The sequence below is a fragment of the Nonomuraea sp. NPDC049684 genome, assembly GCF_044465345.1.
In the GTDB taxonomy this organism is placed as follows: Bacteria; Actinomycetota; Actinomycetes; order Streptosporangiales; family Streptosporangiaceae; genus Nonomuraea.
Genome location: NZ_JBITLO010000004.1, coordinates 104,840 through 128,971, shown reverse-complemented (window position 1 = coordinate 128,971; position 24,132 = coordinate 104,840). Strand labels below are relative to the sequence as shown.

Annotated in this window: 21 protein-coding genes; 8 read left to right on the top strand and 13 right to left on the bottom strand. The window is 72.0% G+C overall.

All coding sequences use genetic code 11. The features are described 5' to 3' along the window. Positions 1 to 10: 10 nt before the first annotated feature. The 12 genes from ACIBST_RS14540 to ACIBST_RS14485 all read right to left on the bottom strand — a co-directional run bounded on the left by ACIBST_RS14540 (position 11) and on the right by ACIBST_RS14485 (position 15,315). A complete protein-coding gene (locus ACIBST_RS14540; RefSeq protein WP_397171852.1) occupies positions 11 to 2,200 on the bottom strand; it encodes an alpha-L-fucosidase in 2,190 nt (729 codons plus the stop codon). A gap of 109 nt (positions 2,201 to 2,309) precedes the next feature. Continuing rightward, positions 2,310 to 3,167 (bottom strand): GNAT family N-acetyltransferase, encoded by an 858-nt coding sequence (locus tag ACIBST_RS14535; protein WP_397171851.1) that lies wholly within the window; start codon positions 3,165 to 3,167, stop codon positions 2,310 to 2,312. After that, positions 3,164 to 4,138 carry a hydroxyacid dehydrogenase gene (locus tag ACIBST_RS14530; RefSeq protein WP_397171849.1) on the bottom strand — a complete coding sequence of 325 codons (975 nt, stop codon included), beginning with the start codon at positions 4,136 to 4,138 and terminating at the stop codon, positions 3,164 to 3,166. Before ACIBST_RS14530 ends, ACIBST_RS14535 begins: the two co-directional genes overlap by 4 nt. Then, the gene (locus ACIBST_RS14525; protein WP_397171848.1) at positions 4,122 to 5,138 is read right to left on the bottom strand and encodes a dihydrodipicolinate synthase family protein; all 1,017 of its coding nucleotides are present in this window, start codon (positions 5,136 to 5,138) and stop codon (positions 4,122 to 4,124) included. The genes ACIBST_RS14530 and ACIBST_RS14525 overlap by 17 nt, the downstream gene beginning before the upstream one ends. Further along, positions 5,138 to 6,160 carry an NAD-dependent epimerase/dehydratase family protein gene (locus ACIBST_RS14520; RefSeq protein ID WP_397171846.1) on the bottom strand — a complete coding sequence of 341 codons (1,023 nt, stop codon included), beginning with the start codon at positions 6,158 to 6,160 and terminating at the stop codon, positions 5,138 to 5,140. The genes ACIBST_RS14525 and ACIBST_RS14520 overlap by 1 nt, the downstream gene beginning before the upstream one ends. After that, the gene (locus tag ACIBST_RS14515) at positions 6,160 to 7,005 is read right to left on the bottom strand and encodes a carbohydrate ABC transporter permease (RefSeq protein WP_344207377.1); all 846 of its coding nucleotides are present in this window, start codon (positions 7,003 to 7,005) and stop codon (positions 6,160 to 6,162) included. Before ACIBST_RS14515 ends, ACIBST_RS14520 begins: the two co-directional genes overlap by 1 nt. Beyond that, positions 7,002 to 7,856: a sugar ABC transporter permease gene (locus ACIBST_RS14510; RefSeq protein ID WP_344207378.1), complete on the bottom strand. Its 855-nt coding sequence runs from the start codon at positions 7,854 to 7,856 to the stop codon at positions 7,002 to 7,004. Before ACIBST_RS14510 ends, ACIBST_RS14515 begins: the two co-directional genes overlap by 4 nt. Further along, complete coding sequence (locus ACIBST_RS14505; RefSeq protein WP_352356043.1) at positions 7,856 to 9,079, bottom strand: sugar ABC transporter substrate-binding protein; 1,224 nt, start codon at positions 9,077 to 9,079, stop codon at positions 7,856 to 7,858. Before ACIBST_RS14505 ends, ACIBST_RS14510 begins: the two co-directional genes overlap by 1 nt. Before the next feature lie 12 nt (positions 9,080 to 9,091). After that, positions 9,092 to 10,312 carry a Gfo/Idh/MocA family protein gene (locus ACIBST_RS14500; RefSeq protein ID WP_397171844.1) on the bottom strand — a complete coding sequence of 407 codons (1,221 nt, stop codon included), beginning with the start codon at positions 10,310 to 10,312 and terminating at the stop codon, positions 9,092 to 9,094. Beyond that, positions 10,313 to 12,379, bottom strand: a complete 2,067-nt coding sequence (locus tag ACIBST_RS14495; protein WP_397171843.1) for a hypothetical protein — start codon at positions 12,377 to 12,379, stop codon at positions 10,313 to 10,315. Positions 12,380 to 12,391: 12 nt separating this feature from the next. Beyond that, entirely contained in the window at positions 12,392 to 14,341 is a 1,950-nt protein-coding gene (locus tag ACIBST_RS14490) for a hypothetical protein (RefSeq protein WP_397171842.1), read from the bottom strand. A 176-nt stretch (positions 14,342 to 14,517) separates the two neighbouring features. Then, a complete protein-coding gene (locus ACIBST_RS14485; protein WP_397171840.1) occupies positions 14,518 to 15,315 on the bottom strand; it encodes an IclR family transcriptional regulator in 798 nt (265 codons plus the stop codon). Positions 15,316 to 15,475: 160 nt separating this feature from the next. Here ACIBST_RS14485 and ACIBST_RS14480 point away from each other — a divergent pair, with 160 nt between their 5' ends. From ACIBST_RS14480 to ACIBST_RS14465, 4 genes are read left to right on the top strand one after another with little or no spacing between them, the layout of a single operon-like run. After that, positions 15,476 to 16,813: an aspartate aminotransferase family protein gene (locus tag ACIBST_RS14480; protein ID WP_397171838.1), complete on the top strand. Its 1,338-nt coding sequence runs from the start codon at positions 15,476 to 15,478 to the stop codon at positions 16,811 to 16,813. Continuing rightward, positions 16,800 to 17,981 (top strand): mandelate racemase/muconate lactonizing enzyme family protein, encoded by a 1,182-nt coding sequence (locus tag ACIBST_RS14475; RefSeq protein ID WP_352356031.1) that lies wholly within the window; start codon positions 16,800 to 16,802, stop codon positions 17,979 to 17,981. The genes ACIBST_RS14480 and ACIBST_RS14475 overlap by 14 nt, the downstream gene beginning before the upstream one ends. Then, the gene (locus ACIBST_RS14470) at positions 17,971 to 18,813 is read left to right on the top strand and encodes an amidohydrolase family protein (RefSeq protein ID WP_397171836.1); all 843 of its coding nucleotides are present in this window, start codon (positions 17,971 to 17,973) and stop codon (positions 18,811 to 18,813) included. Before ACIBST_RS14475 ends, ACIBST_RS14470 begins: the two co-directional genes overlap by 11 nt. Continuing rightward, a complete protein-coding gene (locus tag ACIBST_RS14465; RefSeq protein ID WP_397171834.1) occupies positions 18,810 to 19,571 on the top strand; it encodes an SDR family NAD(P)-dependent oxidoreductase in 762 nt (253 codons plus the stop codon). Before ACIBST_RS14470 ends, ACIBST_RS14465 begins: the two co-directional genes overlap by 4 nt. Before the next feature lie 36 nt (positions 19,572 to 19,607). Here the strand turns inward: ACIBST_RS14465 and ACIBST_RS14460 are convergent, their stop codons facing one another. Continuing rightward, a complete protein-coding gene (locus tag ACIBST_RS14460; protein ID WP_397171833.1) occupies positions 19,608 to 20,189 on the bottom strand; it encodes an HD domain-containing protein in 582 nt (193 codons plus the stop codon). Between the two features lie 114 nt (positions 20,190 to 20,303). Between ACIBST_RS14460 and ACIBST_RS14455 the strand changes: the two genes are divergently transcribed. The 4 genes from ACIBST_RS14455 to ACIBST_RS14440 are packed head-to-tail and all read left to right on the top strand — an operon-like array spanning position 20,304 to position 24,060. Continuing rightward, entirely contained in the window at positions 20,304 to 20,585 is a 282-nt protein-coding gene (locus ACIBST_RS14455) for a metal-sensitive transcriptional regulator (RefSeq protein ID WP_397171831.1), read from the top strand. A 22-nt stretch (positions 20,586 to 20,607) separates the two neighbouring features. Next, positions 20,608 to 20,820 (top strand): copper ion binding protein, encoded by a 213-nt coding sequence (locus tag ACIBST_RS14450; RefSeq protein ID WP_358301136.1) that lies wholly within the window; start codon positions 20,608 to 20,610, stop codon positions 20,818 to 20,820. Beyond that, on the top strand, positions 20,817 to 21,791 hold the full coding sequence (locus ACIBST_RS14445) for a hypothetical protein (protein ID WP_397171829.1): 975 nt from the start codon (positions 20,817 to 20,819) through the stop codon (positions 21,789 to 21,791). The genes ACIBST_RS14450 and ACIBST_RS14445 overlap by 4 nt, the downstream gene beginning before the upstream one ends. A 28-nt stretch (positions 21,792 to 21,819) precedes the next feature. Further along, complete coding sequence (locus tag ACIBST_RS14440) at positions 21,820 to 24,060, top strand: heavy metal translocating P-type ATPase (RefSeq protein ID WP_397171828.1); 2,241 nt, start codon at positions 21,820 to 21,822, stop codon at positions 24,058 to 24,060. Positions 24,061 to 24,132 lie beyond the last annotated feature (72 nt).

Genomic DNA, 24,132 nt, shown 5'->3' with positions numbered 1-24,132 from the left:
GCCGCCCGTTCTAGCGGCCCCTCACCCGCACCTCCGCCAGGGCGAGCGGGTCGGTGCCGGAGGAGAGCTGGATGCGCACGTGCCGGCCGGTGCTGCCGGCGGGCAGCTTGACCGTGCTGGGCCGGCCGGCCTGTTCCTGCACGTGCACGGCGGTCACGCCCGGCGTCGTGCGGGCCGCCTCCAGGCCGTCGGCGGTGATCGGCTGCTCGGAGGACATCACCCAGTAGTCCCGCAACCGGTCGGCGCAGCAGTCGGTGCGGTTCCAGATCTCCACGCTGTCCAGGGCGGCCGAGGCGCCCAGATCGACCTGCCACCAGGCTTCTCTGGCCGGTTCCTGGGTGTGGGTGACCGAGCCGTTCCAGAAGCCGCCGTCGGTGTTGCCGTCCACGGCCCGCGTGGCCGGGGCGTCGTAGCCGGTGCTCTGCTGGGTGGCCGGCTTGCCCTCGGCCAGGTTCGGCAGCACCACCGAGACGGGGATCCGGTACGCCGCGCGCAGCCGTCCTGACTTGAGCGTCGCCTGGATCCCGAGCGCGGCGGGCTCGGCCCCGGGCGGCACGGTCACGGTGACGGGCACCTCGGTGCTCGCCCCGGCGGCCAGGTGGCCGATCCGGGTGCTCGCCGGGGTGACCGTCCAGCCGTCGGGCGCGGCGAGGGTCAGCGAGGCCGCCCGCAGCGGCGTGGAGCCGGGGTTGGTGACGGTCACCTTGCCGGTGACGCTCTCACCGGCCTGCACGTGCTCGGGCAGGTCGGTGCCGAAGCGCGGCAGGGCCGTCACGCCGGGCGTCTCGATCTTGAACGACCAGGCGTACCGCCCGGTCTCGGCGGGCGTGGTGACGACCACCCGGCCCTGCTCGTCGCGCTGCCACGGCAGCGGGCCGGCGTCGGAGCCGAGCAGCGTGATCCGGGTCCCGGGGCCCGCCGGGACGTCCGCGCCCAGCGTCAGCCGCTCGCCCGGCCACTTCAGCGCGGTCGCGTAGAGGACGCCGTCCTTGACGGTGTACCGGACGTCGTCCGGGCCGCCCTTCTCCTCGGCGCGCGTCCAGTACGTGGTGCCGTACATGGCCTCGCCGTTGACCTTCAGCCAGGAGCCCATGTCCAGCAGGCGTTCCCGCTGCACGTCGGGGATGGTGCCATCGGCCTTCGGGCCCACGTCGAGCAGCAGGTTGCCGTTCTTGCTGACGATGTCCACGAAGGAGTCCACGAGCTGGTCGGAGGTCAGGTAGTCCTCGATGGGCTCGTTCTGGTTGTAGCCGTAGGAGTGCGCGATGCCGCGGCTGGACTCCCACTTGACGGGGTCGATGTCCGGCTTGACGGAGTACTCGGGCGTCTGGAAGTCCAGCTCGTGGCTGTCCAGCGCGCCGCTCTCGATCTTGCACCGGTTGGCGACCGCGACCTCCTTGCCCTTCTTCGCCGCCTTGTTGTAGTAGTCGGCGATCACCCCCGCCGTCTGCCACTGGGCGGCCGATCGGTCCCACTGGCCGTCGCACCACAGGATGTCGGGGTCGTAGCCGTCGATCAGCTCCCGCATCTGCGGGAGCATGTAGTCCTTGACGTAGTCGCCGCTCTGCGGGGCCCCGGTGTAGGGCACCGGCTGCCCGGTGTACGGGTTGGTCGCCGGGTGGCCGGTGAACAGCGGGTTGTACCACTCCATGAGCGAGTAGTAGAAGCCCGCGCGCAGCTTCCCGTCGGCGCGGGCCGCGGTGAACAGCTCCTTGGCCAGGTCCCGCTTCGGGCCCAGCGCCATGGTGTCGCGCTCGCTGACCTTGCTGTCCCACAGGGCGACGCCCTCGTGGTGCTTGGAGGTGAGGACGAAGTACTTGGCCCCGGCGTCGTTGAAGAGCTTGACCCAGTCGGCGGCGTCGAACTTCTCGGCCTTCCACTGCTCGGCGAAGCGGTCGTAGGCGAAGTCAGGCCCGTAGGTGTCCCGGTGGTAGCTGTTGGTCGCGTTGCCGGGGGAGTTCATGTAGTACCAGTACCACTCGGCGTAACTGCCGCGCGGGCCCCAGGCCGGGACGGAGTACGCCCCCCAATGGAGGAAGATGCCGAACTTGTCGTTGTTGAACCACTTAGGGGTCGGGTGACTGTTCAGGGATTCGACGGTCGGCTCGTAGGGGCCGTCCGTGGCGGCCTGAGCAGGAGCGGGAAGACATCCGATGATACCGAGCATGGAGACGGCGAGAAGTCGACGTAAGCGGGCCATGTCCACTCCAAAGCGGTGAAGAGATTGGAGGAAAGGTAGCCCGATCTCCGTTCCCTCGGCAAGAGCCGCACGGAGATTCATCCGATGTCTGTTCGGGAAGGCCCGGCCGTCAGAAGTAGTCCGCCGGCCAGTGGGCCGCGTTCTCCGCGCTCACCACGGGCCCCGGATCGCCCAGGATCGCGCGGGCCATCCCCGTGCGGTCCCGCTCCCGGACGACGCTCGCGAACAGGTGCGGCAGGGCCGGCTCGTCCCAGGTCAGCCTGGCCCTGCCGGTGCGGACGCCCCGGGCCGCCGCCTCGGCGGCCAGCGCGGAGAGCACCCCGGGCAGGTCTCCGGCCACCTCCAGCACGTCGAGGACGCCGCCGTCCCATCGCACGGCGGCGTACCCGGCGTCCCCGGCCAGCAGCTCGACCGGGTCGCCGTACCAGATGGGCAGCCGGTCCCGCCAGTGCGCCTCGTCGCGCACGGCGGTCAGCGGACGCCGCACGTTGTGCCGCTCGTACACCTCCCGCAGGACCGCCGCCTCGGCCACCGGGATCCGGCGCAGCCCGCGCCCGGCCGGGCCGGTGCGGCGCAACGGGCCGGACACCGTCCGCAGCTCGAAGCCGGTCCACTCCTTGTAGACCCCCGGCGTGCCGGTGAACAGCAACGACCAGGCGCAGCCGTCGGCCGCCATCGCCTCGGCCGCCAGCGCCAGCAGCCGCCGGACGTGCCCGCGCCCGCGCACCGACGGGTGGGCGGCGACGTTGGCCACGCCGCCTGCCCGCACCTCGCCGCCCAGGCCGTCGTGGAGCCGGCGCGGCAGGTAGTACACGCAGGCCGACACGTCGCCGGTCACGAACGTCCGGCCGTACCGGCCGGGGTCGGTCTCGTACAGGGGCACCACGTGCGGGGCGTCGAAGCAGGCGGCCCACAGCGCGTAGAGCGCCTCCCGGTCGCCCGGACGGGCGGTGCGCAGGGACGTCATCCCATCCTCCCCAGCAGCTCCGGCGTCACCTCGTGCGCCAGCGGGAGGCCGCCGGCATACCGGGCGATCTCCTCGACCACCACCCGGCCCTGGCGGGCCCGCCCCGAATCGGTGCCGGCCGCCTGGTGCGGGGTGAGCAGCGCGTTCGGCAGCGCGCGGAACGGGTGCCCGACCGGCAGCGGCTCCTCGTCGAAGACGTCGATCGCCGCGTCCAGCCGTCCCGAACGCAGCTCGGCCAGCAGGGCGGCCTCGTCCACCAGCCACGACCTGGCGGTGTTGACCAGCCCGGCGCCGTCGGGCATCAGCGCCAGCTCCCGCGCCCCGAGCAGGTGGCGCGTCTCCGGCAGGGCCGGGGCGTGCACGGCCACGATCCGGCTGGTGGACAGCAGCTCGTCCAGCTCCACGGCGCCCTCGTGGTACGGGTCGGCCACGGTGACCTCGGCCCCGAGCGCGCGGACGAGGTCGAGGTAGGCCCGGCCGGTCCTGGAGGCGCCGATGACGCCGATCGGGCAGCCGAGGATCTCCCGCCTGGCCGGCGCCCGCTCGGCCGCCTCCCACGGCAGGCCGCCGCGCAGGGCGTGGTCGAAGCGGTGCACCTGGTGCAGCAGCGCCAGCGTGAACGTCAGCGCCACCTCCGCCACCGACCGGGCCATCGCCGCGCCCGCCTGCGTCACCCGGACGCCCCGCGCCCACAGCTCGCCGGTGACGAACGGCTTGACCGTCGCCCCGGTGTGCGCGACCAGCCGCAGCCCAGGAGCCCGGTCGAGCAGGTCGGCGGTCAGCGGCGGCACCCCCCACGAGGTCACCAGCACCTCGGTGCCGGGCAGCGCCTCGGGCAGCGCGCGGTGGTCGTCGAGCAGCCGCACGTCACCCAGGGCCAGCAGGGCGGCGGGGTCGGGGAAGAACTGCGCGCGCAGCGCCGGCGGGACGCTGACCAGCACGCGCACGGCGGAGTCAGCCGAGCCAGGCATCGCGGTGCTCGGCCACGAAGTCGTCGTCGGTCAGCCACGGGTAGGCGGCGCTGACCCGGGTCAGCTCCTCGGCCTGGCCGGGGGAGAGGCCCTCGTCCGGGTCGAGGCACCAGGTGCCGGCCAGCAGGCCCTGCCTGCGCAGCACCTCGTGCACGCCGGCGATGCAGCCGGCGAAGGCGTTGGCGCTGTCGAAGACGGCGGCGTTGGCGTCGGTGAGCGCCGTGGCCCGGCCCCACCACCGCGCCGGGTCGTCGCGCAGGCCGTCGACCATCTCCACCGCCGCCCGCGTCCACACCGCCCACTGGCCGAGCAGGCCGCCGGCGAAGCGCAGGCCGCCGGGCAGCTCGGCCAGCAGGTCGCCGATGATGTGGTCGTCGTTGCCCGTGTAGAGGGCGACCTCGCCGGCCCGGTCGGAGGCGGCCACGCCGTGCGCCACGTCCAGCGAGCGGTAGCGGTCGAAGGCCGCCACCTTCACCGCGACAGTGGAGGGCTGGTCGGCCAGGGCCCGCCAGAAGCCGCGCGACAGCACCGGCCCGCCGATCGCCGCCTGGAGGTAGAAGCCGACGACCGGCAGCACCTCGCCCACGGCCCGCGCCCGCGCCAGCAGGTCGTCCTCGGAGGCGCCCGGCACGACCGGCGAGAGCAGCACGGCGTCGTACCCCAGCGAGGCGGCCAGCTCGGCCTCGGCCACCGCCTGCGCGGTCGGCCCGCACGCCCCGGCGACCAGCACCGGCCGCTCCCGGGCGGACTCCCGGGCGGACTCACCGGCCACGTCGGCGGCCAGGCGCAGGACCGGCTCCAGCAGCCCGGCCCCGCGGATCTCGAACTGGGTCGTGTGCACGCCCACGGCCAGGCCGCCGGCCCCCGCCGCCAGGTAGTACCGGGTGAGCGCGGCCTGACGGCGCTCGTCCAGCGTCCGGTCCGCGGTGAGCGCCAGCGGGTGGGCGGGGATGACGGTCCCCGCCCGCAGCCGCGACAGCGCGGGATTCGGCGTGGGCATCAGAATCTCCCGTCTCGTACGGCGAACTTGGTGGGCTTGCCCGACGTCGGCAGCCCGGCGGCCAGCCAGTCGGCCTGCCAGTCGACCAGCGTGCCCAGCGGCACCTGCGGGTAGCCGAACAGGCGGTGGCAGAGCGTGGCGTCGTTCAGCAGCGCCGTCCCGGCCTCGGCACCCTCGAAGGACACCGGCCTGCCGAGGCGGGCGCCGAAGGCGGCGGCCACCCGGCGCACCGAGGCGGTCTCGGGGCCGGTCAGGTTCAGCGTGAACGGCGTGCCCGCCGTCGCATGGCCGAGCGAGCGCAGCACGACCTCGTTGGCGTAGCCCTGCCAGACCACGTTGACGTGCCCGGTCGTCACGTCCACCGCGGCGCCGGACAGCACCCGCTGCCCGATGTCGGCCAGGACGCCGTACCGCAGGTCCACGGCGTAGTTGAGGCGGACGATCGTCACGGCCGTGCCGCGGGCGGCGGCCGCGTGCTCGAAGACGCGCTCGCGGCCGAGGCAGCTCATCGCGTACTCGCCCACCGGCCCGACCGGGTCGCCCTCGACGCTCCCGCCGGACGACAGGGGCACCAGCGGGTAGACGTTGCCCGTGGACAGCGCCGCGACGCGCGCACCGCCGTACCGCTCGGCGACGCGGGCGGGCAGGGCCGCGTTGACCACCCAGGCCAGGTACGGCGCGGCGGACGTGCCGAACTTCGCCCCGACCATGAAGACCACGTCCGCGGCGTCGGGCAGCGTGCCCAGGTCGCCGTCGAGCAGGTCGAAGGGGACGACGTCCACGCCGTGCCCGGCCAGGGCGCCGGCCGCGGTCCGGTCGGACCACCGGGAGACGGCGAAGACGCGGTCGGCGCCGCGCCCGGCGGCGTCCAGGCCGCGCCGGGCCAGGCGGCACAACGTGGGCCCCATCTTGCCCCCGGCGCCCAGCACGACCAGGTCGCCGGAGCCGGCGGCGAGGTCGGCGACGAGCGACTCGGACGGGCGGGTGAGGTGCTCTTCCAGATCGTCGACGGAGGTGAACATCAGCCCTTGATCCCCGACATCGTGACTCCTTCGGTGAAATAACGCTGGCCGACCAGGTAGGCGGCGAAGATCGGTACGAACGCGACCGTGGCCCCGGCCAGCACGACGCTGAGCGGGACGTTCTCCGTCTGCAGGGAGGCGATGCCCACGGTCAGGGTGCGCATGTCGGCGCCGCCGCCGATGATGAGCGGCCAGAGCAGGTCGTTCCAGTGCCACAGGAAGACGAAGACGCCCAGCGTGGCCAGGATCGGCTTGCACAACGGCAGGACGATCCTGATGAAGATCCGCCATTCGGAGGCGCCGTCGAGCCGGGCCGCCTCGAACAGCTCGTCCGGCAGGCCCATGATGAACTGCCGCATGAGGAAGACCGCCTGCGCGTTGGCGAGCGTCGGCAGGATCAGCCCCCAGTACGTGTCCACCCCGCCCAGCTCGGCGATGAGCATGAACGTCGGGATGAGCGTCACGTGGTAGGGCACCATGACCATGGCCAGGAACGACCAGAACATGGGCTCGCGGCCGGGGAACCGCTTCTTGGCGAAGGCGTACCCGGCCAGCGAGGCCAGCAGCAGCACGGCCACCACGCTGACTACGGAGTAGATGAGCGTGTTGACCGTCCAGGTGACCAGGTCGCGGCCGCCCAGCACCTCGCCGTAGGCGCTGAAGTCCACCGGCCAGGGCAGCATGCTCTCCGGGAACGTCACGGCCGTGCCCGGCTTCAGCGACAGCACGACCATCGCGTAGAACGGGAACAGCGTGACCGGCGTGGCGACGGCCAGCAGGACGAACCTGGCCACCTTGCCGGCCCTGGTCGGCTCCAGCGCCTTGTACGGGCGGTATGTCGTCACTTCGACCTCCCGATCATCAGGCGCTGGACCAGCGCGACCACGAGGGTCATGACGAACAGCGCGACGCCGATGGCGCTGGCGTAGCCGAAGTCGAAGTTCTTGAACGCCTGCTCGTACAGGGCCATGACCAGCGTGAAGCTGCCGTGCGCCGGGCCGCCGCCGGTCATCACGTAGACCAGGTCGAACACCTGGAAGGAGTTCGTCGTCTCGATCACGGCGACGAAGAACAGCGCGGGGCGAAGCTGCGGGGCCACGATGTAGCGGAACCGCTGCCAGGTGGAGGCTCCGTCGGTGAGCGCGGCCTCCTCCAGCTCCCGCGGCAGGTCCTGCAGCCGGGCCAGGACGATCAGCATGCCGTACCCGAACCTGGACCAGACCGAGACGATCACCAGCGCCGGGATGACCAGCGTGGTGGAGGCCAGCCACGACTGCCCGGTGAGCTTGGTGATCGGCCCCTCGGAGGAGAACAGCCAGGTGAAGACCGTCCCGGCCAGGACCAGGCTGGTGACGACGGGCAGGAAGAAGACCGAGCGGAAGAAGGCGGCCCCGCGGAAGGCGCGGCGCACCAGCAGCGCCATGCCCACCGAGGCGGCCATCGACGCCGGCACGTACAGGATCGTGTAGATCAGCGTGATGCGCAGCGACTCCCAGAAGACGGGGTCGGCGGCCATCCGCCGGTAGTTGTCCACGCCGGTCCACTCCGGGCTGGCGCCGATGGAGGAGTCGAAGAACCCCAGCAGCACCCCGGCGACGGACGGGCCGAACCGGAACAGCAGGAAGAGCAGGAGGCACGGCAGGACGAACAGCAGTCCGGTCCGCGCCTCCCACCGCCTGACGTCGATCGCCGCCATCAGCCACCCAGCAGCGCGTCCGCGGCCTTGGCCGCGTCGGCGAGCGCCTGCTCGGGCGTCTTCTTGCCGATCAGCGCGGCCTGGATCTCGGGAGCCAGGACGCCCATCACGTCACGCGCCTTCTCGTGCAGCGGCCCGGCCGTGGTCAGGTCGAGCGCCTTCTCCACCTCGGCCTGCACCGGGTCGGCCGCGTACAGCGAGCCGGTGGACTTGCGCGGGGAGAAGTAGCCCGAGGCCAGGTCGTAGGCCTTGCTCGGGGCGGCGCCGGTGGCGAAGCCGATCCACTTGCCCGCCGCCTCCTTGTGGTCGGACGCCTTGAGCAGGGCCAGCGAGCCGACCGTGCCGTAGGCGACCTGCTTGGCGTCGGTCAGCGGCGGCAGGACCTTGATGTTCTCCTTGCCCCAGAACGACTCGACGTCGGCGGGCAGCTGCTGCCAGGTGCAGGCCACCTTGTTCTGCGCGGTCCTGGTCTGCTCGAACTTGGGCAGCCCGGTCAGCAGGTCCTTCTCCACGTAGCCGCCGTCGGCCAGCTTCTTCAGGAAGGTCAGCGCCTTGACGCCCTCGGCGCCGCCGAAGGCCGCCGACTTGCCGTCGGGGCTGAACACGTCGCCGCCGGCCTGCCACAGCAGCGGGTAGAACGACTGGTTGAGGGTGGCGGCGGGGTCGGCCCAGTAGTTGGTGACGTCGACGTCCTTGGCCTTGAACTTCGGGGCCAGGGCGAGCACGTCGTCCCAGGTCTTGGGGAACTCGGTGACGCCGGCGGCGTCGAACGCCTTCTGGTTGCAGACCAGCGGGTTGGCCGACATCAGGATCGGCGCGCCCATGACCTTGCCGTCGATGGTGACCGACTTCAGGGCGTTGTCCCGGTAGTCGGCCTTGTCGGCGAGGTAGGCGTCCACCGGCTCCAGCGTCCTGGCGTACTTGGGGAGCTGGTCGGGGATGAGGTAGACCACGTCGGGCGCCTTGTTGCCGGCGATCGCCGTGGACAGCGCCTCGTCGCGCTTGGCCCACGGGTAGATCTCGACCTTGACGTCGATGTTCGGGTTGGCCGCCTCGAACGCCTTGGTCTGCTCGTCCCAGAACGCCTGGTGCTTGGGCTGGTCGGCGATGTTCGGGTAGATCCACATGGTCACGGTCTGCTTCTCGTCGCCTCCGGAGCCGCCGCCGCAGGCGGTCAGCGTGCCGAGGGCGGCCGCAGCGGCGGCCAGCGCGCGCAGTCGCATGATGGTTCCTTCCTAGAGTGCGGGCACGGTGACGACCGTGCCGCTGTGCCGGGCCTTCTCGGCGGCGAAGACCGCGAGGTGGCTGTGGAGCGACTCGGTGGGGCCCGAGCGCACGTGTGCGGGGTCGCCGGTGGCCAGGGCGGTGACGAAGGCGTCCATCACGCCGTCGTCGCCGCCGCCGTGGCCGTCGCCGGCGTTCGAGCCGGTCTCGGCGACGCTGCGCCGGCTGCTGCGGCCGTCGCGGAAGTCGAGCACCTCGACCGACTCGCCGTCGCCGATCAGCCGGCCGTGGGTGCCGAAGATCCTGGTCTGGCGGTGGGTCTGCTCGGTGAAGGCGGTCATGGTGAAGGTCGCGGTCGCGCCGCCGGTCAGCTGCATGGCGAGCACCTGGTGGTCGACCACGTCGTTGTCGCAGGCGTAGACGCACCTGCCGTACGGGCCGGTGCGCAGGGCGTCCATGACCTGCTCCTCGTTCTCGCCGAGGACGCTGGTCGGCCAGTCGTAGCCGCGGTCCAGGTACAGGCGCGGAGCCGAGTACGGGCACCGGGGCTCCAGGACGCAGTCGAGGCAGCGGTCGGCGGCCTGCTCCGGGCGCCGCTCGGGCCTGAAGTGGCCGAGCGAGCCGAAGCTGGCGACCTGCTCGATCCGAAGCCCGGTGACGTAGGTCAGCCAGTCGAGGTCGTGCGAGGACTTGGCCAGCAGCATCGGGCTGGCCAGGCGCTCGCTGCGCCAGGGGCCGCGCACGTAGGAGTGCGCCTGGTGCCACCAGCCGACCGGCTCCAGGTGCTCGACGCTCATCACCTCGCCGAGCACGCCGCTGTCCACGGTCTCCTTCACCAGCGCGGTGTAGGGCGTGTAGCGCAGCACGTGGCAGACGGCCAGCAGCACGCCGGTCTCGCCGACGGCCGAGACGATCTCGCGGCACTCCTCCTCGGTCGGCGCCATGGGCTTCTCGACGAGCAGCGCGTAGCCCGCCCGCGCCAGGGCGATGGCGGGCTCGACGTGCAGGCGGTCCTGGGTGGCCAGGACGACGGCGTCGGCCACCCGCTCGCGCAGCAGGTCGCGCCAGTCGCCGAACTCGCGCACGCCGGGGCCGGCCAGCTTGGCCCGGCGGGCGGGGTCGGGGTCGGCCACGGCGACCAGCTCCGCGCGATCGGGGTGCGCGGAGATCCAGGAGGCGTAGGTCTGCCCCCGGTTGCCCGCTCCCGCGACCGCCAGCGTTATCTTTCGCACTTAAATCACCAGATTTCCTGATGTGAGGACCTTCGGGCCGTCGGCCGGCAGCTCCCTGGCGACGCCCTCCTCGACGTTGCCCGTGTGCTGGACCACCTCGAAGGCCTTGATCGACAGGCGGCCGCCGCCGAACTGGCAGCCGGTCGCCGCGTAGCGGTTCCGGCCGGAGTCGAGCTGGACGTGGGCCCCGGCGTTCTGGCTGCGGACCCCGGCGAGCTGCCAGGAGACCAGCCCGGCGGCCTCCACCCGCGACAGCCCGGCCTCGGCCAGCTCGGTGCCGCCGTCGAGGCGGATGCGCTGGTCGGCCTTGCCGGCGGCGGCCAGGCCCACGTTCTTCACCGTGCAGCCGGTCAGCGACACCGAACCGGCCAGGACCAGCGGGGCCGCGCCCTCGGCGCCGTTCAGCGTCGAGCCGGACAGGCGCAGGTCGGCGCCGTTGAAGGCGTTGCCGTTCAGGCCGTGGAAGGTGGTGCGGCTGACGTGCAGCGGCGCGGTCACGTTCGCCTGGACGATCTCGCTCTTGGCCGGGACGTTGAAGACGCAGCCCTCGATCAGGTTGGGCCGGCGCGACAACTTCGACTGCTGGGAGACGATCAGCGTGTGGCTGGCCGAGCAGCCGCGCATCTGCACGCCGTCGGCGTTGACCCAGATCATGCCCGAGCCCTCCAGCGACGGCTTGCCGATGACCTGGAGGTCCTCCAGCGTCAGGTCGGTGACCTTCACCCGGGCCACGAACCACGAGCAGACGTGCTTGCGCACGGTGATGCGCTTGGCCGCCGAGCCCCAGGCCGCGCCGGAGTTGGCGAAGGTCATCAGGCCGGAGTTGCCGGTGTAGGTCAGGTCGTGCTCGTACTGGCCGTGGGTGACGAACGGGCCCTGGTCGTCGCCGTCGCCGTGGCAGTTCTCCACGTAGCAGTAGGCGCTGGCGGTGAAGTCGTTCAGGTGGCGGGCGTTGGCCGTGTGGCAGTCGCGGACGTGGCCGTACAGGCAGTAGATCTGCTGGGTCAGGTAGCCCGCCCCGCCCCAGGTCACGCTGGCGGGGTTCTTCAGCGTGCAGCGCTCGGTGCGGAAGTGGGTGGCCCAGCGCCGCATGATCAGCGGCCAGAACGTGCCCGTGCCGTGGACGCCCTCGACGTCGCAGTGGACGGCGTACTCGTAGGCCAGCGGGTGCGAGCCGGTGTACTGGTCGCCGTCCGCGACGCCCTCGAAGCGCAGGTTGCGCACGTGCACGCGCTCGACCGGCTCGACCAGGGTCCAGGTGATCGTGCGGCCGGCGGCCAGCTCCCAGCCGTTCTTGTAGTTGACCCGGATGTGCGTGCCGTCGACGATCTGGGTGACCTCGACCAGCTTCTGCAGCTCCCGCTCCCAGCGGCCGGACAGCGCGTTGACCTCGGCGCTCCACCACTGCCCGACCTTGAAGGCGGCGGAGTCGGCGACCTCGAAGACGTCCGACAGGTCGGGCACCGGGGCGCTCAGCTTGTGGCTGACCGTGGTGGCGGTGACCTTGCCGCGGAAGAACATCACCGCCGCGAACGGGTCGTCCTGGCCGGCCTTCTCGATGCCCACGGTGCGCATCGTGTGGCCGCCGAAGTCCAGCACCAGGTCAGAGCGCTGGAACTTGTGGCGCTTGACGAAGTTGAGGTCGGTGTGGGCCTCGATCCTGGAGACGGCCGGGTCGCCGACCATGGCCTCCAGGGCGGCGTCGGCGGGCGTCTTGTCGTCGAAGACGCCGAAGGCGCGGAAGTCGAGGCAGCCGTCGTGGAGCTGGATCCAGCGGCCCTTGGGCGCGGAGCCGAGCACGGTGCCGCCGTTGGACGGCGTGGTGGAGGCGGCGTCCCAGCGGACGAGCTTGCCGCCGCCGTCGCCCGGCTTGAGGTAGCCCGCGACCTGCGCCAGCGTGCCGTCCGCCAGCTTGGCGGCCTCGAAGGCGAGCAGCTCGGCCACGGTGCCGACCGCGTGCACCTCGTCCTTGGGCTTCTTGTCCGGCTCGGCGAGCGCGGGCTTTGCCATCAGGACGGTGCCGACAGCCGCTAAACCGGTGACGCGCAGGATGTCACGACGTTCCATGGGGGTGGTTCCTTACAGTGCGAGGGTGTCGGCGATGAGGACGCGGGGGCCGGCGGGCGGGAAGGCGCGCTCGACGCCCTCCTCGGTGCAGCCGGTGTGCACCAGGACGGTGGCGGCGGTCAGGTCGAGCCGGCCGCCGGTGAACCGGGAGCCGGCGGCGCGCCAGCGGTTGTCGCCCGCGGCCGGCTCGACGCGGGTGCCGGTGGCCGTGCAGGCGGCCAGTTCCCAGGTCAGGACGCCCGGACCGGCGGCCCGGCCGAGGGCGGAGTTCTCCAGCGTGACGCCCTCCAGGCGGAGCCGCTGGTCGCGCACGGCGCTCAGCTCGACCTGCACGCCGTCGAGCCGGCCGCCGCTGATCACGACGTCGGCCGAGCCCAGCGAGACCTTGCCCGATCCGCTCAGGTCGCAGTCGGTGAAGCGCAAGGGGCCGGAGCCGCGCAGGGTGGCGCCGTCGAGGCCGGTGACGGCGCACTCCTTGAAGTGCAGCGCGTTGCTCACCGGCGTCTGCACCAGCACCTGGTCCTTCGGCAGGTCGAAGGAGCAGCCCTCGATGACGTTGGGCCGGCCGGAGCGGCTGGACCGCTGGCCGATCGCGACGGTCCTGGCCGAGCAGCCGCGCATGTGCAGGCCGTCGGCGTTCACCTGGAGCGTTCCCGCCGGGTCGAACGTCGAGCGCGGGATCACCCGGACGTCCTCAAGCGTCAGGTCGGTGATCTTCGTTCCGGCGACGAACCACGAGCACAGGTGCTTGCGCACGGTGATGCGCTTGGCGCTGGTGCCCCACAGGGCGCCGCTGTTGGCGATGTCCATGAGGCCGGAGTTGCCGGTGAAGACCAGGTCGTGCTCGTACTGGCCGTGGGTGGTGAAGGGGTTGCCGCCCTCGTCGTCGCCGTCGCCGTGGCAGTTCTCGACCGTGCAGTAGGCGCTGGCGGTGAAGTCGTTGAGATGGCGGACGTTGGAGGTGGTGCAGTCGGCGACGTGGCCATACAGGCAGTAGATCTGCTGGGTCAGGTAGCCTGCTCCGCCGTACATGACGGTCGGGGGGTTCTTCAGGCTGCAGCGCTCGGTGCGGAAGTGGGTGCACCAGCGCCGCATGATCACCGGCCAGAAGCTGCCGGTGGCGTGCACGTCCTCGACGTCGCAGTGGACGGCGTACTCGTAGGCGACCGGGTGCGAGCCGGTGTACTCGTCGCCGCCCGGGGCCGCCTCGAAGCGCAGGCCGCGCACGTGCACGCGCTCGACCGGCTCGACCAGGGTCCAGGTGATCGTGCGGCCGGCGGCCAGCTCCCAGCCGTTCTTGTAGTTGACCCGGACGTGCCGGCCGTCGACGACCTGGGTGATCTGGACCAGGCGCTGGAGCTCGCGCTCGTACGTGCCGGCCAGCGCGTTGACCTCCACGGCCCACCACTGGCCGACCCGGAACTGCCGGGAGTCGACCTCGAAGACGTCGGCCAGGTCGGGGAGCGTGGCCGTGAGCGTGCCGGTGACGGTGGTCCCGGTCCGCTCGCCCTGGAAGAACAGGACCGCGCCGAAGGGGTTGTCGTGGGAGTTCTTCTCGATGCCGGCGGTGGTCATGGTGTGGCCGCCGAAGTCGAGCACCAGGTCAGAGCGCCGGAAGGTGTGGCGCTTGACGAAGTTGAGGTCGGTGTGGGCCTCGATCCTGGAGACGGCCGGGTCGCCGGCCATGGCCTCCAGGGCGGCGTCGGCGGGCGTCTTGTCGTCGAAGACGCCGAAGGCGCGGAAGTCGAGGCAGCCGTCGTGGAGCTGGATCCAGCGGCCCTTGGGCGCGGAGCCGAGCACGGTGCCGCCGTTGGCGGGCGCGGTGGAGGCGGCGTCCCAGCGGACGAGCTTGCCGCCGCCGTCACCGGCGCGGTGATAGCCCGCGACACGCAGCAGCGTGCCGTCGGCGAGTCGGGAGGCGTCGAGCGCGAGAAGGCGCGCGACGTCGGCTACTTGGTTCATGGGGGGAGGCCTTCGGGAACGGGGTGATGGGAAGGCCGGGCGACGTGCGAAGGCGGGCAGGCGGCGGTGCTGCGGCCCTGACGTCCGGCGCCGGGGGCCGCGGCGCTCGGAGTCGGATCTTCGCCCGAAACGATTGGCGAGGACGTTAGACAGTGGGTGCGGCATCTGTCAAGCCGTCACGTGGGATGCCCCAGCTCCTGGGAGATCATCGCCGCCGTCTCTCTCACCTCCCGGCCGAGCTCCTGGTAGCGCCAGGCGGGCAGGTCGCGCTTGAGCGAGGTGACGCTGATCGCGCCGACGCAGGCGCCGGTGTGGTCGCGCAGCGCGCTGCCGATGCAGAAGATGCCGTCGGCGTCCTCCTCGTCGTCGACCGCGTAGCCGAGCTCCCTGACCGTCTTCAGGTGGGCCAGCAGCAGCGGCAGCTCGGTGATCGTGTTGCCGGTCCGGCGCGGCAGGCCGACGTGGCCGACGACCCTGGCGACCTCCTCGTCGCTCATCTCGGCCAGCAGCGCCTTGCCCAGCCCGGTGCAGTGGGGCAGCTCCCTGGTGCCCATCCGCAGGTCGACCTGGATGCGCTCGCCGTTGCTCACCTGGTCGACGACGACGGCCTGGCCGGCCTCGGGCACCGCGAGCCGGGAGTTCATCCCGGTGCGTTCGGTGAGCTGGACCAGCGCGGGGCGGGCCACGTCGCGCAGCGAGAGCTGCTCCTGGGCCCTGGCGCCCAGCCTGGCCAGCGCCATGCCCAGCCGGTAGCGGCGGTTCATGCCCTCGCCGTCGTCGGCGACCAGGCTGTGGCCGCGCAGCGTGTAGAGGGTGGCGAAGGCGGCGCTCTTGCTCAGCCCGCAGGCCGCCGCGACCTCGGTCACGCTCATGCCGCCACCCGGCCCCACGCGCGACAGGACCTCCAGCACCTCGGCGGCGCGGGCGACGCTGCGGACCCAATATCGCGATTCCTCAGCAGCAGTGTTCGTCACAGCCGAACAGCTTAGCGGAATTCATCGTTGACCCCCACCCAATCTCGTGTTTCAATCTCCCTCACCTGTTCGGTATTGCCAAACACTGTTCGGAATTTGTGGCGGACGATCAGCGCTTCCAGGCCGGGCCGGGCCGGGAGGCGCGTCGGAGGAGAGAGATTTGAAGCACCTAGCCGAGCGCGCACGCCAGGTCATCCCCGGCGGCGTGAACAGCGGGCAGCGCAGCATCCCCGGGCTCACCGACCTGGTGATCACCCATGCCGCCGGCGCCCGCTTCCGCGACTCGCAAGGACGGGAGTTCGTCGACTACCACGCGGCCTTCGGCCCGCCGCTGCTCGGCCACAACGACCCCGACGTCAGCGCGGCCGTCGCCGAGGCCGGCCGTACGGTGGACCTGTGCGGCGTGGGCGTCACGGCCGGCGAGGTCGAGCTCGCCGAGACGCTGGTGGAGCTCGTGCCGAGCGTGGAGAAGGTGCTCCTGACCAGCACCGGCAGCGAGGCCACCTTCCACGCCCTGCGCGTGGCCAGGGCCGCGACCGGCCGCCGGCTCGTGGTGAAGTTCCAGGGTTGCTACCACGGCTGGCACGACGCGGTCAGCCTCAACGTGATCTCCGCGCCGGAGAAGGTCGGCACGCACGACCCCATCTCGACCGGCATCCTGCCCGAGGTGCTCCAGGCCACGCTGGTCCTGCCGTTCAACGACCCCGAGGCGGTACGCCGGGCCTTCGCCGAGCACGGCGACGACATCGCCGCCGTCATCCTGGAACCGGTGCCGCACAACGTCGGCTGCCTGCTGCCCGAGCAGGAGTTCCTGGAGACGCTGCGCGCCGAGTGCACCAGGGCGGGCAGCGTGCTGATCTTCGACGAGGTCATCACCGGCTTCCGCCACCACCTGGGCGGCTGGCAGGCGATCTGCGGCATCACCCCCGACCTCACCACCATGGGCAAGGCGATCGCGAACGGCTACCCGGTGGGCGCGCTCGGAGGCCGCGCCGATCTCATGGAGCTGTTCAGCTCGCGGCCGGGCGGCCCCGCCTTCTTCGCCGGCACCTACAACGGCCACCCCGCCGTCGTGGCGGCCGCCCTGGCCACGCTGCGCAAGCTGCGCGAGGAGCCGGTGCACGAGCACGTCTTCCGCCTCGGCGAGCGGATCAGGACCGGCCTGGCCGAGGTCTTCGCCTCGCTGGACATCCCGGCGCTGGTCAGCGGGTACGGCTCGGTCTTCGTCGGCTACTTCATGACCGGACCCGCCCGCACCTACGACGACCTGCTGCGCAATGATGCCAACATGTTCATCGGGTACCGCCGCCGGCTGCTGGAGCACGGCGTCTTCGAGCTGCCGCTGAACCTCAAGCGCAGCCACGTCTCCTACGCCCACACCGACGCCGACGCCGACCACCTGCTGGAGGCGGCCGCCACCGCGGGCCGGCTGGCCCGCGGCGACGTGCTCGACCTGACCGACGTCAGCACCATGGGCGGTGCCGATGCTCACCGTTGACACCAGCCGCCCGGCCGGGCCCGCCGGCCGGATCAGCCGCGTCGAGACCCTCTCGCTGGGCACCGCCTGGCGCGACTTCTCCTACGTGCGCATCCACACCGACGAAGGGCTGAGCGGCATCGGCGAGATCACCCACCCCTACCGGGGACGGGAGACCTGCTCGCTGACCGAGGCCATGGCACAGCGCCACCTGATCGGCGCCGATCCCTTCGACGTCGAGGAGATCTGGCTGCGCATGTACCAGGGCGACTTCCTGCGCGGCGGCGACGTCGGCGGCATCGTCGTCTCCGGCGTCGACCAGGCGCTCCACGACATCATGGGCAAGGCGCTCGGCGTGCCCGTCTACCGGCTGACCGGCGGCGCCTGCCGCGACCGGGTGCGGGTCTACGCCAACGGCTGGTACACCGGGGAGCGCGACCCGCAGGTGTTCGCGGCCAAGGCCAAGGAGGTCGCCGCCCGCGGCTACACCGGGCTGAAGTTCGACCCGTTCGGCGCCGGGCTGGGCGAGTTGTCCCGGGCCGAGCTGCGGCTCTCGGTCGACATCGTCGCGGCCGTCCGCGAGGCCGTGCCCGACCTCGACCTGTTCGTCGAGGGCCACGCCCGGTTCGCGATGCCGACCGCCGTCCGGCTCGTGCGCGAGCTGGAGCCGTTCGACCTCGGCTGGTTCGAGGAGCCGTTGCCGTGGACGCACATCGAGCGGTACGCCGAGCTGCGCGCCCGCGCCGCCATGCCCATCTCCGGCGGCGAGCACTTCCACAACCGCTACGAGTACGCCCGGCTGTTCGCCACCGGCGCGGTCGACATCATCCAGCCCGACCTGTCGATGGCCGGCGGGTTCACCGAGATCAGGAAGCTGGCCGCGCAGGCCGACGTGCACGCCATGCTCGTCGCCCCGCACAACTCCAACTCGCCGCTGTGCACCACGGCCTCCGTGCACGCCGTGCTCGGCATGCCGAACCTGCTCGTCCTGGAGACGTTCGACGGCATGCTGGAGCCGTACGTCTTCGACGCGCTGAAGGGCGTGCTGCCGGTGGTCGACGGCCATGTCGGCCTGCCGGAGCGGCCCGGCCTCGGCGTCGAGCTGGCCGACGAGGTCTTCGCCGAGCACCCGCCGTCCCACCGGTTCTGGAACATGTTCAAGGAGGGCTGGGAGAAGCGTGATCGTTGACGTCCACTCCCACCTGTTCACCTGCCCGGACGACGTCGGCGACCCGTTCGCGGCCGAGTCCGCCCGCGCGCACGGCGGTCACGTCGACCTGACCGTGCGCTGGGCGGACTACGCCGCCACCTCGCCCGACGGCACCCGTACCGTGGTGGTGGGCGGCAAGGCCAGGCGGTCGGGCCTGTGGGTGGACGACGCCGCCGTGGCCGCCTACGCCGGCGAGCACCCCGACCGGCTCATCGGCTACCTGTCGCTCGACCCCACCCAGCCCGGCTGGCGCGACGAGCTCGAACACGGCCACCGCGACCTGGGGCTGCGCGGCATCAAGCTCATGCCGATGTACGCCGGTTTCGACCCGGCCGCCCCCGAGCTGGACGACCTGTACGCCTACGCCGCCCGCCACGGCCTGCCGCTGCTCGTGCACACCGGCACCACGTTCGTCTCGGCCGCGCCCCTGCGCTACGCGCTGCCGGTGCACCTGGACGAGGTCGCCATCAGGCATCCCGAGCTGCGCATGGTCCTGGCCCACCTCGGCCACCCGTACGAGGGCGAGTGCATCGCGGTGATCCGCAAGCACCGCCACGTCTACGCCGACGTCTCCGCCCTGCACTACCGTCCCTTCCAGCTCTGGCACAGCCTGCGCCTGGCCCAGGACTACGGGGTGTGGGGCAAGCTGCTGTTCGGCAGCGACTACCCCTTCACCACGGTGGACGCCTCGGTGGCGGGGCTGCGCGCGGTCGGCGCCGTCCCCGGCATCCCCGGGCTGCCGCCCCTGGACCGGGAGGAGATCGAGAAGCTGATCCACCGCCCGTCGCTCGACCTGCTGGGGCTGTCATGACCGAACTGGCCGTGGTCACCGGGGCCGCCAGGGGCCTCGGCCAGGCCATCGCCGCGCGCCTGACGGCCGACGGCTACCGGGTGATCACCGTCGACCGGCCGGGCGCGGGCTGCGCCTACGACTTCGACCTGGCCGACACCGAGGGTCTGGCCGGGCTCGCCGACGCGGTCCGCCGCGACCACGGGCCGATCCACGTCCTGGTCAACAACGCCGGGGTGGCCCGGCTGGAACACTTCAACGAGATCACCGTGGCCGGCTGGCAGGCCGTCATGCGGGTCAACTGCGACGCGCCGTTCTTCCTGGCCCAGCGGGTGGCCGAGCACATGATCGCGGACGGCGTGCGGGGGCGGATCGTCAACGTCTCCTCCAAGAACGGCCTCATGGCCGAGGCCGGGCTGGCCCACTACAACGCCTCCAAGGGCGCCCTGGAGCTGATCACCCGCTCGCTCGCCGCCGAGCTGGGCGCCCATGGCATCACCGTCAACGCCGTGGCGCCCGGCATGATCGCCACCCCGATCGACGGCGACTTCCCCTTCGACCGCGCGGCCTTCGAGGCGGCGTGGGAGGAGCGCATCCCGCTGCGCGGCGGGTACGGCAGGCCGGACGACGTGGCCGGGGCGGTGGCGTACCTGGCCTCGGAGTCGGCCCGCTACGTCACCGGCTCCACCCTGGTCGTGGACGGCGGCGTGCTGGCCGACCAGATGCCGAGGGCGCGGTTCATGCCGCCGTACCGGAACTCGTTGCGCCCCGGTCCCTGACCTGCGGCCGGACTCGGATCAGTCGCCGGGCCCGGGTCAGCCGCCGTCCAGCGGGTTGGCGGCGATCCGCCCGGCGACGTCGTTCCGGACCGACGCGGCGGCGGCGCTGTCCGGCTTGCGCCTGGCCTGGTCCTCGAAGCAGGCCAGGAACTCGGCGCCGAAGCCCAGCCTGGGGTAGCGGGCGAGCAGCTCCGCCCGGGCGTCCGGCGCGAACTCCTCGGGCCGCCGCCCGACCACGTCCCAGCTCGTGGCGACCTGCAGCAGGTGGGACTCGGGGTCGTCGGCGGCGGACACGTCGGCGCGCATGTGCAGCCTGATGATCTCGACAGCCCGCTCGGCCCGCTCCGCCGGCCAGCCGGCCGCCGTGCCGAACACCCAGGCGAGCTGCCCGCCCGCCTCCTCGAACGGCAGCCGGTGGCTGTCGAACGGCTCGGTCAGCCCCATGTCGTGGAGCAGCGCGGAGACGTAGTAGAGCTCGTCGTCGAAGGCGATGCCGTGGGCCGCGCCGTACATCGCCCCCCACAGGTAGGCGCGGACGCAGTGGTTGAGCAGCGCGGGCGAGCAGTAGCGGCCGGCCACCGACAGCGCCGCGGCGGCGGCGGGAGTCTCCGGGAACATGCCTTCAGCCTTTCATCCGGCCGCCGGATCTTGTCGCGGGGGCCGCCACTTGCCTTCTGGATACCATAGGGGGGTATAGTGTCCTCAACGGCAACGAGCCGAGGGAGGGCTGACATGGCTGGACACAGCGGTAGCAAGCAGGATCAAGGGATGCGGTTGCGCCGCATCGAGGGGCAGGTCCGCGGCCTGCAGCGCATGGTCGAGGACGACAAGTACTGCATCGACATCCTGACCCAGGTGTCGGCCGCGACCAGCGCCTTGAAGTCGTTCTCCCTGTCGTTGCTGGAGGACCACCTGGCCCACTGCGTCGCCGAGGCCACCCTGAAGGGCGGCCCGGAGGCCGAGGCCAAGGTCAAGGAAGCCTCCGACGCCATCGCCAGACTTGTTCGTTCCTGACCGGATTGAAGGAGAGACCGATATGAGCACCACCACCTACACCGTCAAGGGCATGACCTGCGGCCACTGCGTCAGTTCGGTCAAGGAGGAGGTCGGCGAGGTGGCCGGGGTGACCGGCGTCGAGGTCGATCTGGCCTCCGGCCTGCTGACCGTCGAGAGTGACAGCCCGATCGACGCGGCGAAGATCGTCGCCGCCGTCGAGGAGGCCGGGTACGAAGTGGCGAACCAGTCGTGAACACCGCAGCCAAGCTCGGCTCCTACGCCCTGGGGCTGGCCGTCGTCTTCGGCGGCGCCCTGGGCGCCGGCAAGGCCGTGGGCCCGGTCGGGGCCGCACCCGCCGCCGACCACAGCGCCATGACGGCCACCCCGGCGACCGCGCGGAGCGCGGGCCACGACGAGCACACAGCCCAGCAGACGACGACGAAGAAGAACGATACCCCCGGGGGGCTCCAAGTGTCCGAGAACGGCTACACCCTCAACCCGCTCACCACGTCGCTCAAGCCCGGCGAGCCCGCCGACTTCCGCTTCTCCGTGACCGGCCCCGACGGCCGCCCGGTCACCGACTACCAGGTCCAGCACGACAAGAAGCTGCACTTCATCGTGGTCTCCCGCGACCTGGGCAGCTTCCAGCACGTCCATCCGGAGATGTCGGCCGACGGCATCTGGTCGGTCAAGGTCACCTTCCCCGACGCGGGCGCCTACCGCGCCTTCGCCGACTTCGCGCCGACCGGCGGCGAGGCCCTGACGCTGGGCGCCGACCTGGCCGTGGCGGGCGACTACCAGCCCAAGCCGCTGCCGGAGACCGGCCGCACCTCCAAGGTCGACGGCTACGAGGTCACCCTCGACGGCGACCTGACGCCGGGCCAGGCCAGCAAGCTCACCCTCAAGGTCAGCAAGGACGGCAAGCCGGTCACCGACCTGCAGCCCTACCTCGGCGCCTTCGGCCACCTGGTCGCCCTCCGCGGCCGTGACCTGGCCTACCTGCACGTCCACCCCGACGGCGAGCCGGGCGACGGCAAGACGCAGCCGGGCCCCGAGATCGTCTTCTACGCCGAGGTGCCGAGCGGCGGCGAATACCGCCTGTTCCTGGACTTCCAGCACGAGGGCGAGGTCCGTACCGCCGACTTCACGCTCGCGGCCGGACCGCGGCCCGCCACCCCCGACGCTTCGGCGACGCCCGCCGGGCACGGCAACCACAAGCACTGAGAACAGCCACTGGGAAAGGGGAACGGTGATGACCTCTGTCACCGATGACCGGCAGAACGCGGTCGAACTCTCGATCGGCGGCATGACCTGCGCCTCGTGCGCCAACCGCATCGAGCGCAAGCTCAACAAGATGGACGGCGTGACCGCCACGGTCAACTACGCCACCGAGAAGGCGAAGGTCACCTTCCCCGAAGGCGTCGATCCGCAGCAGCTGATCGCCCAGGTGGAGGCGGCCGGCTACACCGCCGCGCTGCCCGCGCCGCCCCGTACCGAGGGCGAGCCGGGCGAGCGGGAGCCGGAGGACGAGCTGCGGCCGCTGCGCAGCCGGCTGATCACTTCGGTGGTGCTGGCGGTGCCGGTGATCGCGATGGCGATGATCCCGCCGTTGCAGTTCACGAACTGGCAGTGGATGTCGCTGGTGCTCACCGCGCCGGTCGTCGTCTACGCCGGCTGGCCGTTCCACAAGGCCGCCTGGACGAACCTGCGCCACGGCGCCGCCACGATGGACACGCTGATCTCGGTCGGCACCATCGCCGCGCTCGGCTGGTCGCTGTGGGCGCTGTTCTTCGGCACGGCCGGCACCCCCGGCATGACCCACCCCTTCGCGTTCACGATCGAGCGCACCGACGGCTCGGGCAACATCTACCTGGAGGCCGCGGCGGGGGTGACCGCGTTCATCCTGGCCGGGCGCTACTTCGAGGCCCGCTCCAAGCGGCGGGCGGGCGCCGCCCTGCGCGCCCTGCTGGAACTGGGCGCCAAGGACGTCGCGGTGCTGCGCGACGGCGTGGAGACCCGCATCCCCAGCGACCGGCTGGCCGTGGGCGACCGGTTCGTCGTGCGTCCCGGCGAGAAGATCGCCACGGACGGCGTGATCGAGGAGGGCACCTCCGCGGTCGACGCCTCGATGCTGACCGGCGAGTCCGTGCCCGTCGAGGTGCGTCCCGGCGACGCCGTCACCGGCGCGACCGTGAACGCCGGCGGCCGGCTGGTCGTCCGCGCCACCCGGGTCGGGGCCGACACGCAGCTCGCCCAGATGGCCAAGCTGGTCGAGGACGCCCAGACGGGCAAGGCGCAGGTGCAGCGGCTGGCCGACCGCGTGTCGGGCATCTTCGTCCCGATCGTGATCGCGCTGGCCCTGGGCACCCTGGGCTTCTGGCTCGGCACCGGCGACGGCGTCGGGGCGGCGTTCACCGCCGCGGTGGCCGTGCTGATCATCGCCTGCCCGTGCGCGCTCGGCCTGGCCACCCCGACGGCGCTGCTGGTCGGCACCGGCCGGGGCGCCCAGCTCGGCATCCTGATCAAGGGCCCCGAAGTGCTGGAGTCCACCCGCCGCATCGACACGGTGGTGCTCGACAAGACGGGCACCGTCACCGAGGGCCGCATGACGCTCACCGGCGTGCACCTGGCCGACGGCGAGGACGAGGCCGAGGTGCTGCGCCTGGCGGGCGCTCTGGAGCACGCCTCCGAGCACCCGATCGCCCAGGCCGTCGCCAAGGGCGCCGCCGCCCGCGTCGGCGACCTGCCCACCCCCGAGGACTTCGCGAACGTCGAGGGCCTCGGCGTCCAGGGCGTCGTCGAGGGGCACGCGGTCCTGGTGGGCCGGCCGAGGCTGCTGGAGGAGTGGTCCCAGCACCTGCCGTCCGACCTGGAACGCGCCCTGCACGCCGCCCAGGCGGGCGGCAGGACCGCCGTGGCGGTCGGCTGGGACGGCAAGGCCCGCGCGGTGCTGGTGGTCGCCGACGTGATCAAGCCCACCAGCAAGGAGGCCATCCAGCAGCTCCGGGCGCTCGGTCTCACCCCGGTCCTGCTGACCGGCGACAACGAGGCCGTGGCCAAGACGGTGGCCGCCGAGGTCGGCATCGACGAGGTGATCGCCGAGGTGCTGCCCGCCGACAAGGTCGACGTCGTCAAGGAGCTCCAGGGCGAGGGCAAGGTCGTGGCGATGGTCGGCGACGGCGTCAACGACGCGGCCGCGCTCGCCCAGGCCGACCTGGGCCTGGCCATGGGCACCGGCACGGACGCCGCGATCGAGGCGTCCGACCTGACCCTGGTGCGCGGTGACCTGAGGGTGGCCGCCGACGCGATCAGGCTCTCCCGCCGGACGCTCGGCACGATCAAGGGCAACCTGTTCTGGGCGTTCGCCTACAACGTGGCCGCCCTGCCGCTGGCCGCGCTCGGCCTGCTCAACCCGATGATCGCGGGGGCCGCGATGGCCTTCTCCAGCGTGTTCGTGGTCAGCAACAGCCTGCGGCTGCGCCGCTTCAAGTGAACAACCGCCTCAACTGAACAACGGCCACACGTGAAGAGGGCTCCGGGCACGACGCTCGGAGCCTTTCTCGCG

Bases quoted from the DNA above. Each gene is read 5' to 3' on its own strand.
- ACIBST_RS14540 (WP_397171852.1), bottom strand. From the start codon at position 2,200: ATGGCCCGCTTACGTCGACTTCTCGCCGTCTCCATGCTCGGTATCATC.
- ACIBST_RS14535 (WP_397171851.1), bottom strand. From the start codon at position 3,167: ATGACGTCCCTGCGCACCGCCCGTCCGGGCGACCGGGAGGCGCTCTAC.
- ACIBST_RS14530 (WP_397171849.1), bottom strand. From the start codon at position 4,138: ATGCCTGGCTCGGCTGACTCCGCCGTGCGCGTGCTGGTCAGCGTCCCG.
- ACIBST_RS14525 (WP_397171848.1), bottom strand. From the start codon at position 5,138: ATGCCCACGCCGAATCCCGCGCTGTCGCGGCTGCGGGCGGGGACCGTC.
- ACIBST_RS14520 (WP_397171846.1), bottom strand. From the start codon at position 6,160: ATGTTCACCTCCGTCGACGATCTGGAAGAGCACCTCACCCGCCCGTCC.
- ACIBST_RS14510 (WP_344207378.1), bottom strand. From the start codon at position 7,856: ATGGCGGCGATCGACGTCAGGCGGTGGGAGGCGCGGACCGGACTGCTG.
- ACIBST_RS14505 (WP_352356043.1), bottom strand. From the start codon at position 9,079: ATGCGACTGCGCGCGCTGGCCGCCGCTGCGGCCGCCCTCGGCACGCTG.
- ACIBST_RS14495 (WP_397171843.1), bottom strand. From the start codon at position 12,379: ATGGAACGTCGTGACATCCTGCGCGTCACCGGTTTAGCGGCTGTCGGC.
- ACIBST_RS14490 (WP_397171842.1), bottom strand. From the start codon at position 14,341: ATGAACCAAGTAGCCGACGTCGCGCGCCTTCTCGCGCTCGACGCCTCC.
- ACIBST_RS14475 (WP_352356031.1), top strand. From the start codon at position 16,800: ATGCTCACCGTTGACACCAGCCGCCCGGCCGGGCCCGCCGGCCGGATC.
- ACIBST_RS14465 (WP_397171834.1), top strand. From the start codon at position 18,810: ATGACCGAACTGGCCGTGGTCACCGGGGCCGCCAGGGGCCTCGGCCAG.
- ACIBST_RS14460 (WP_397171833.1), bottom strand. From the start codon at position 20,189: ATGTTCCCGGAGACTCCCGCCGCCGCCGCGGCGCTGTCGGTGGCCGGC.
- ACIBST_RS14455 (WP_397171831.1), top strand. From the start codon at position 20,304: ATGGCTGGACACAGCGGTAGCAAGCAGGATCAAGGGATGCGGTTGCGC.
- ACIBST_RS14450 (WP_358301136.1), top strand. From the start codon at position 20,608: ATGAGCACCACCACCTACACCGTCAAGGGCATGACCTGCGGCCACTGC.
- ACIBST_RS14440 (WP_397171828.1), top strand. From the start codon at position 21,820: ATGACCTCTGTCACCGATGACCGGCAGAACGCGGTCGAACTCTCGATC.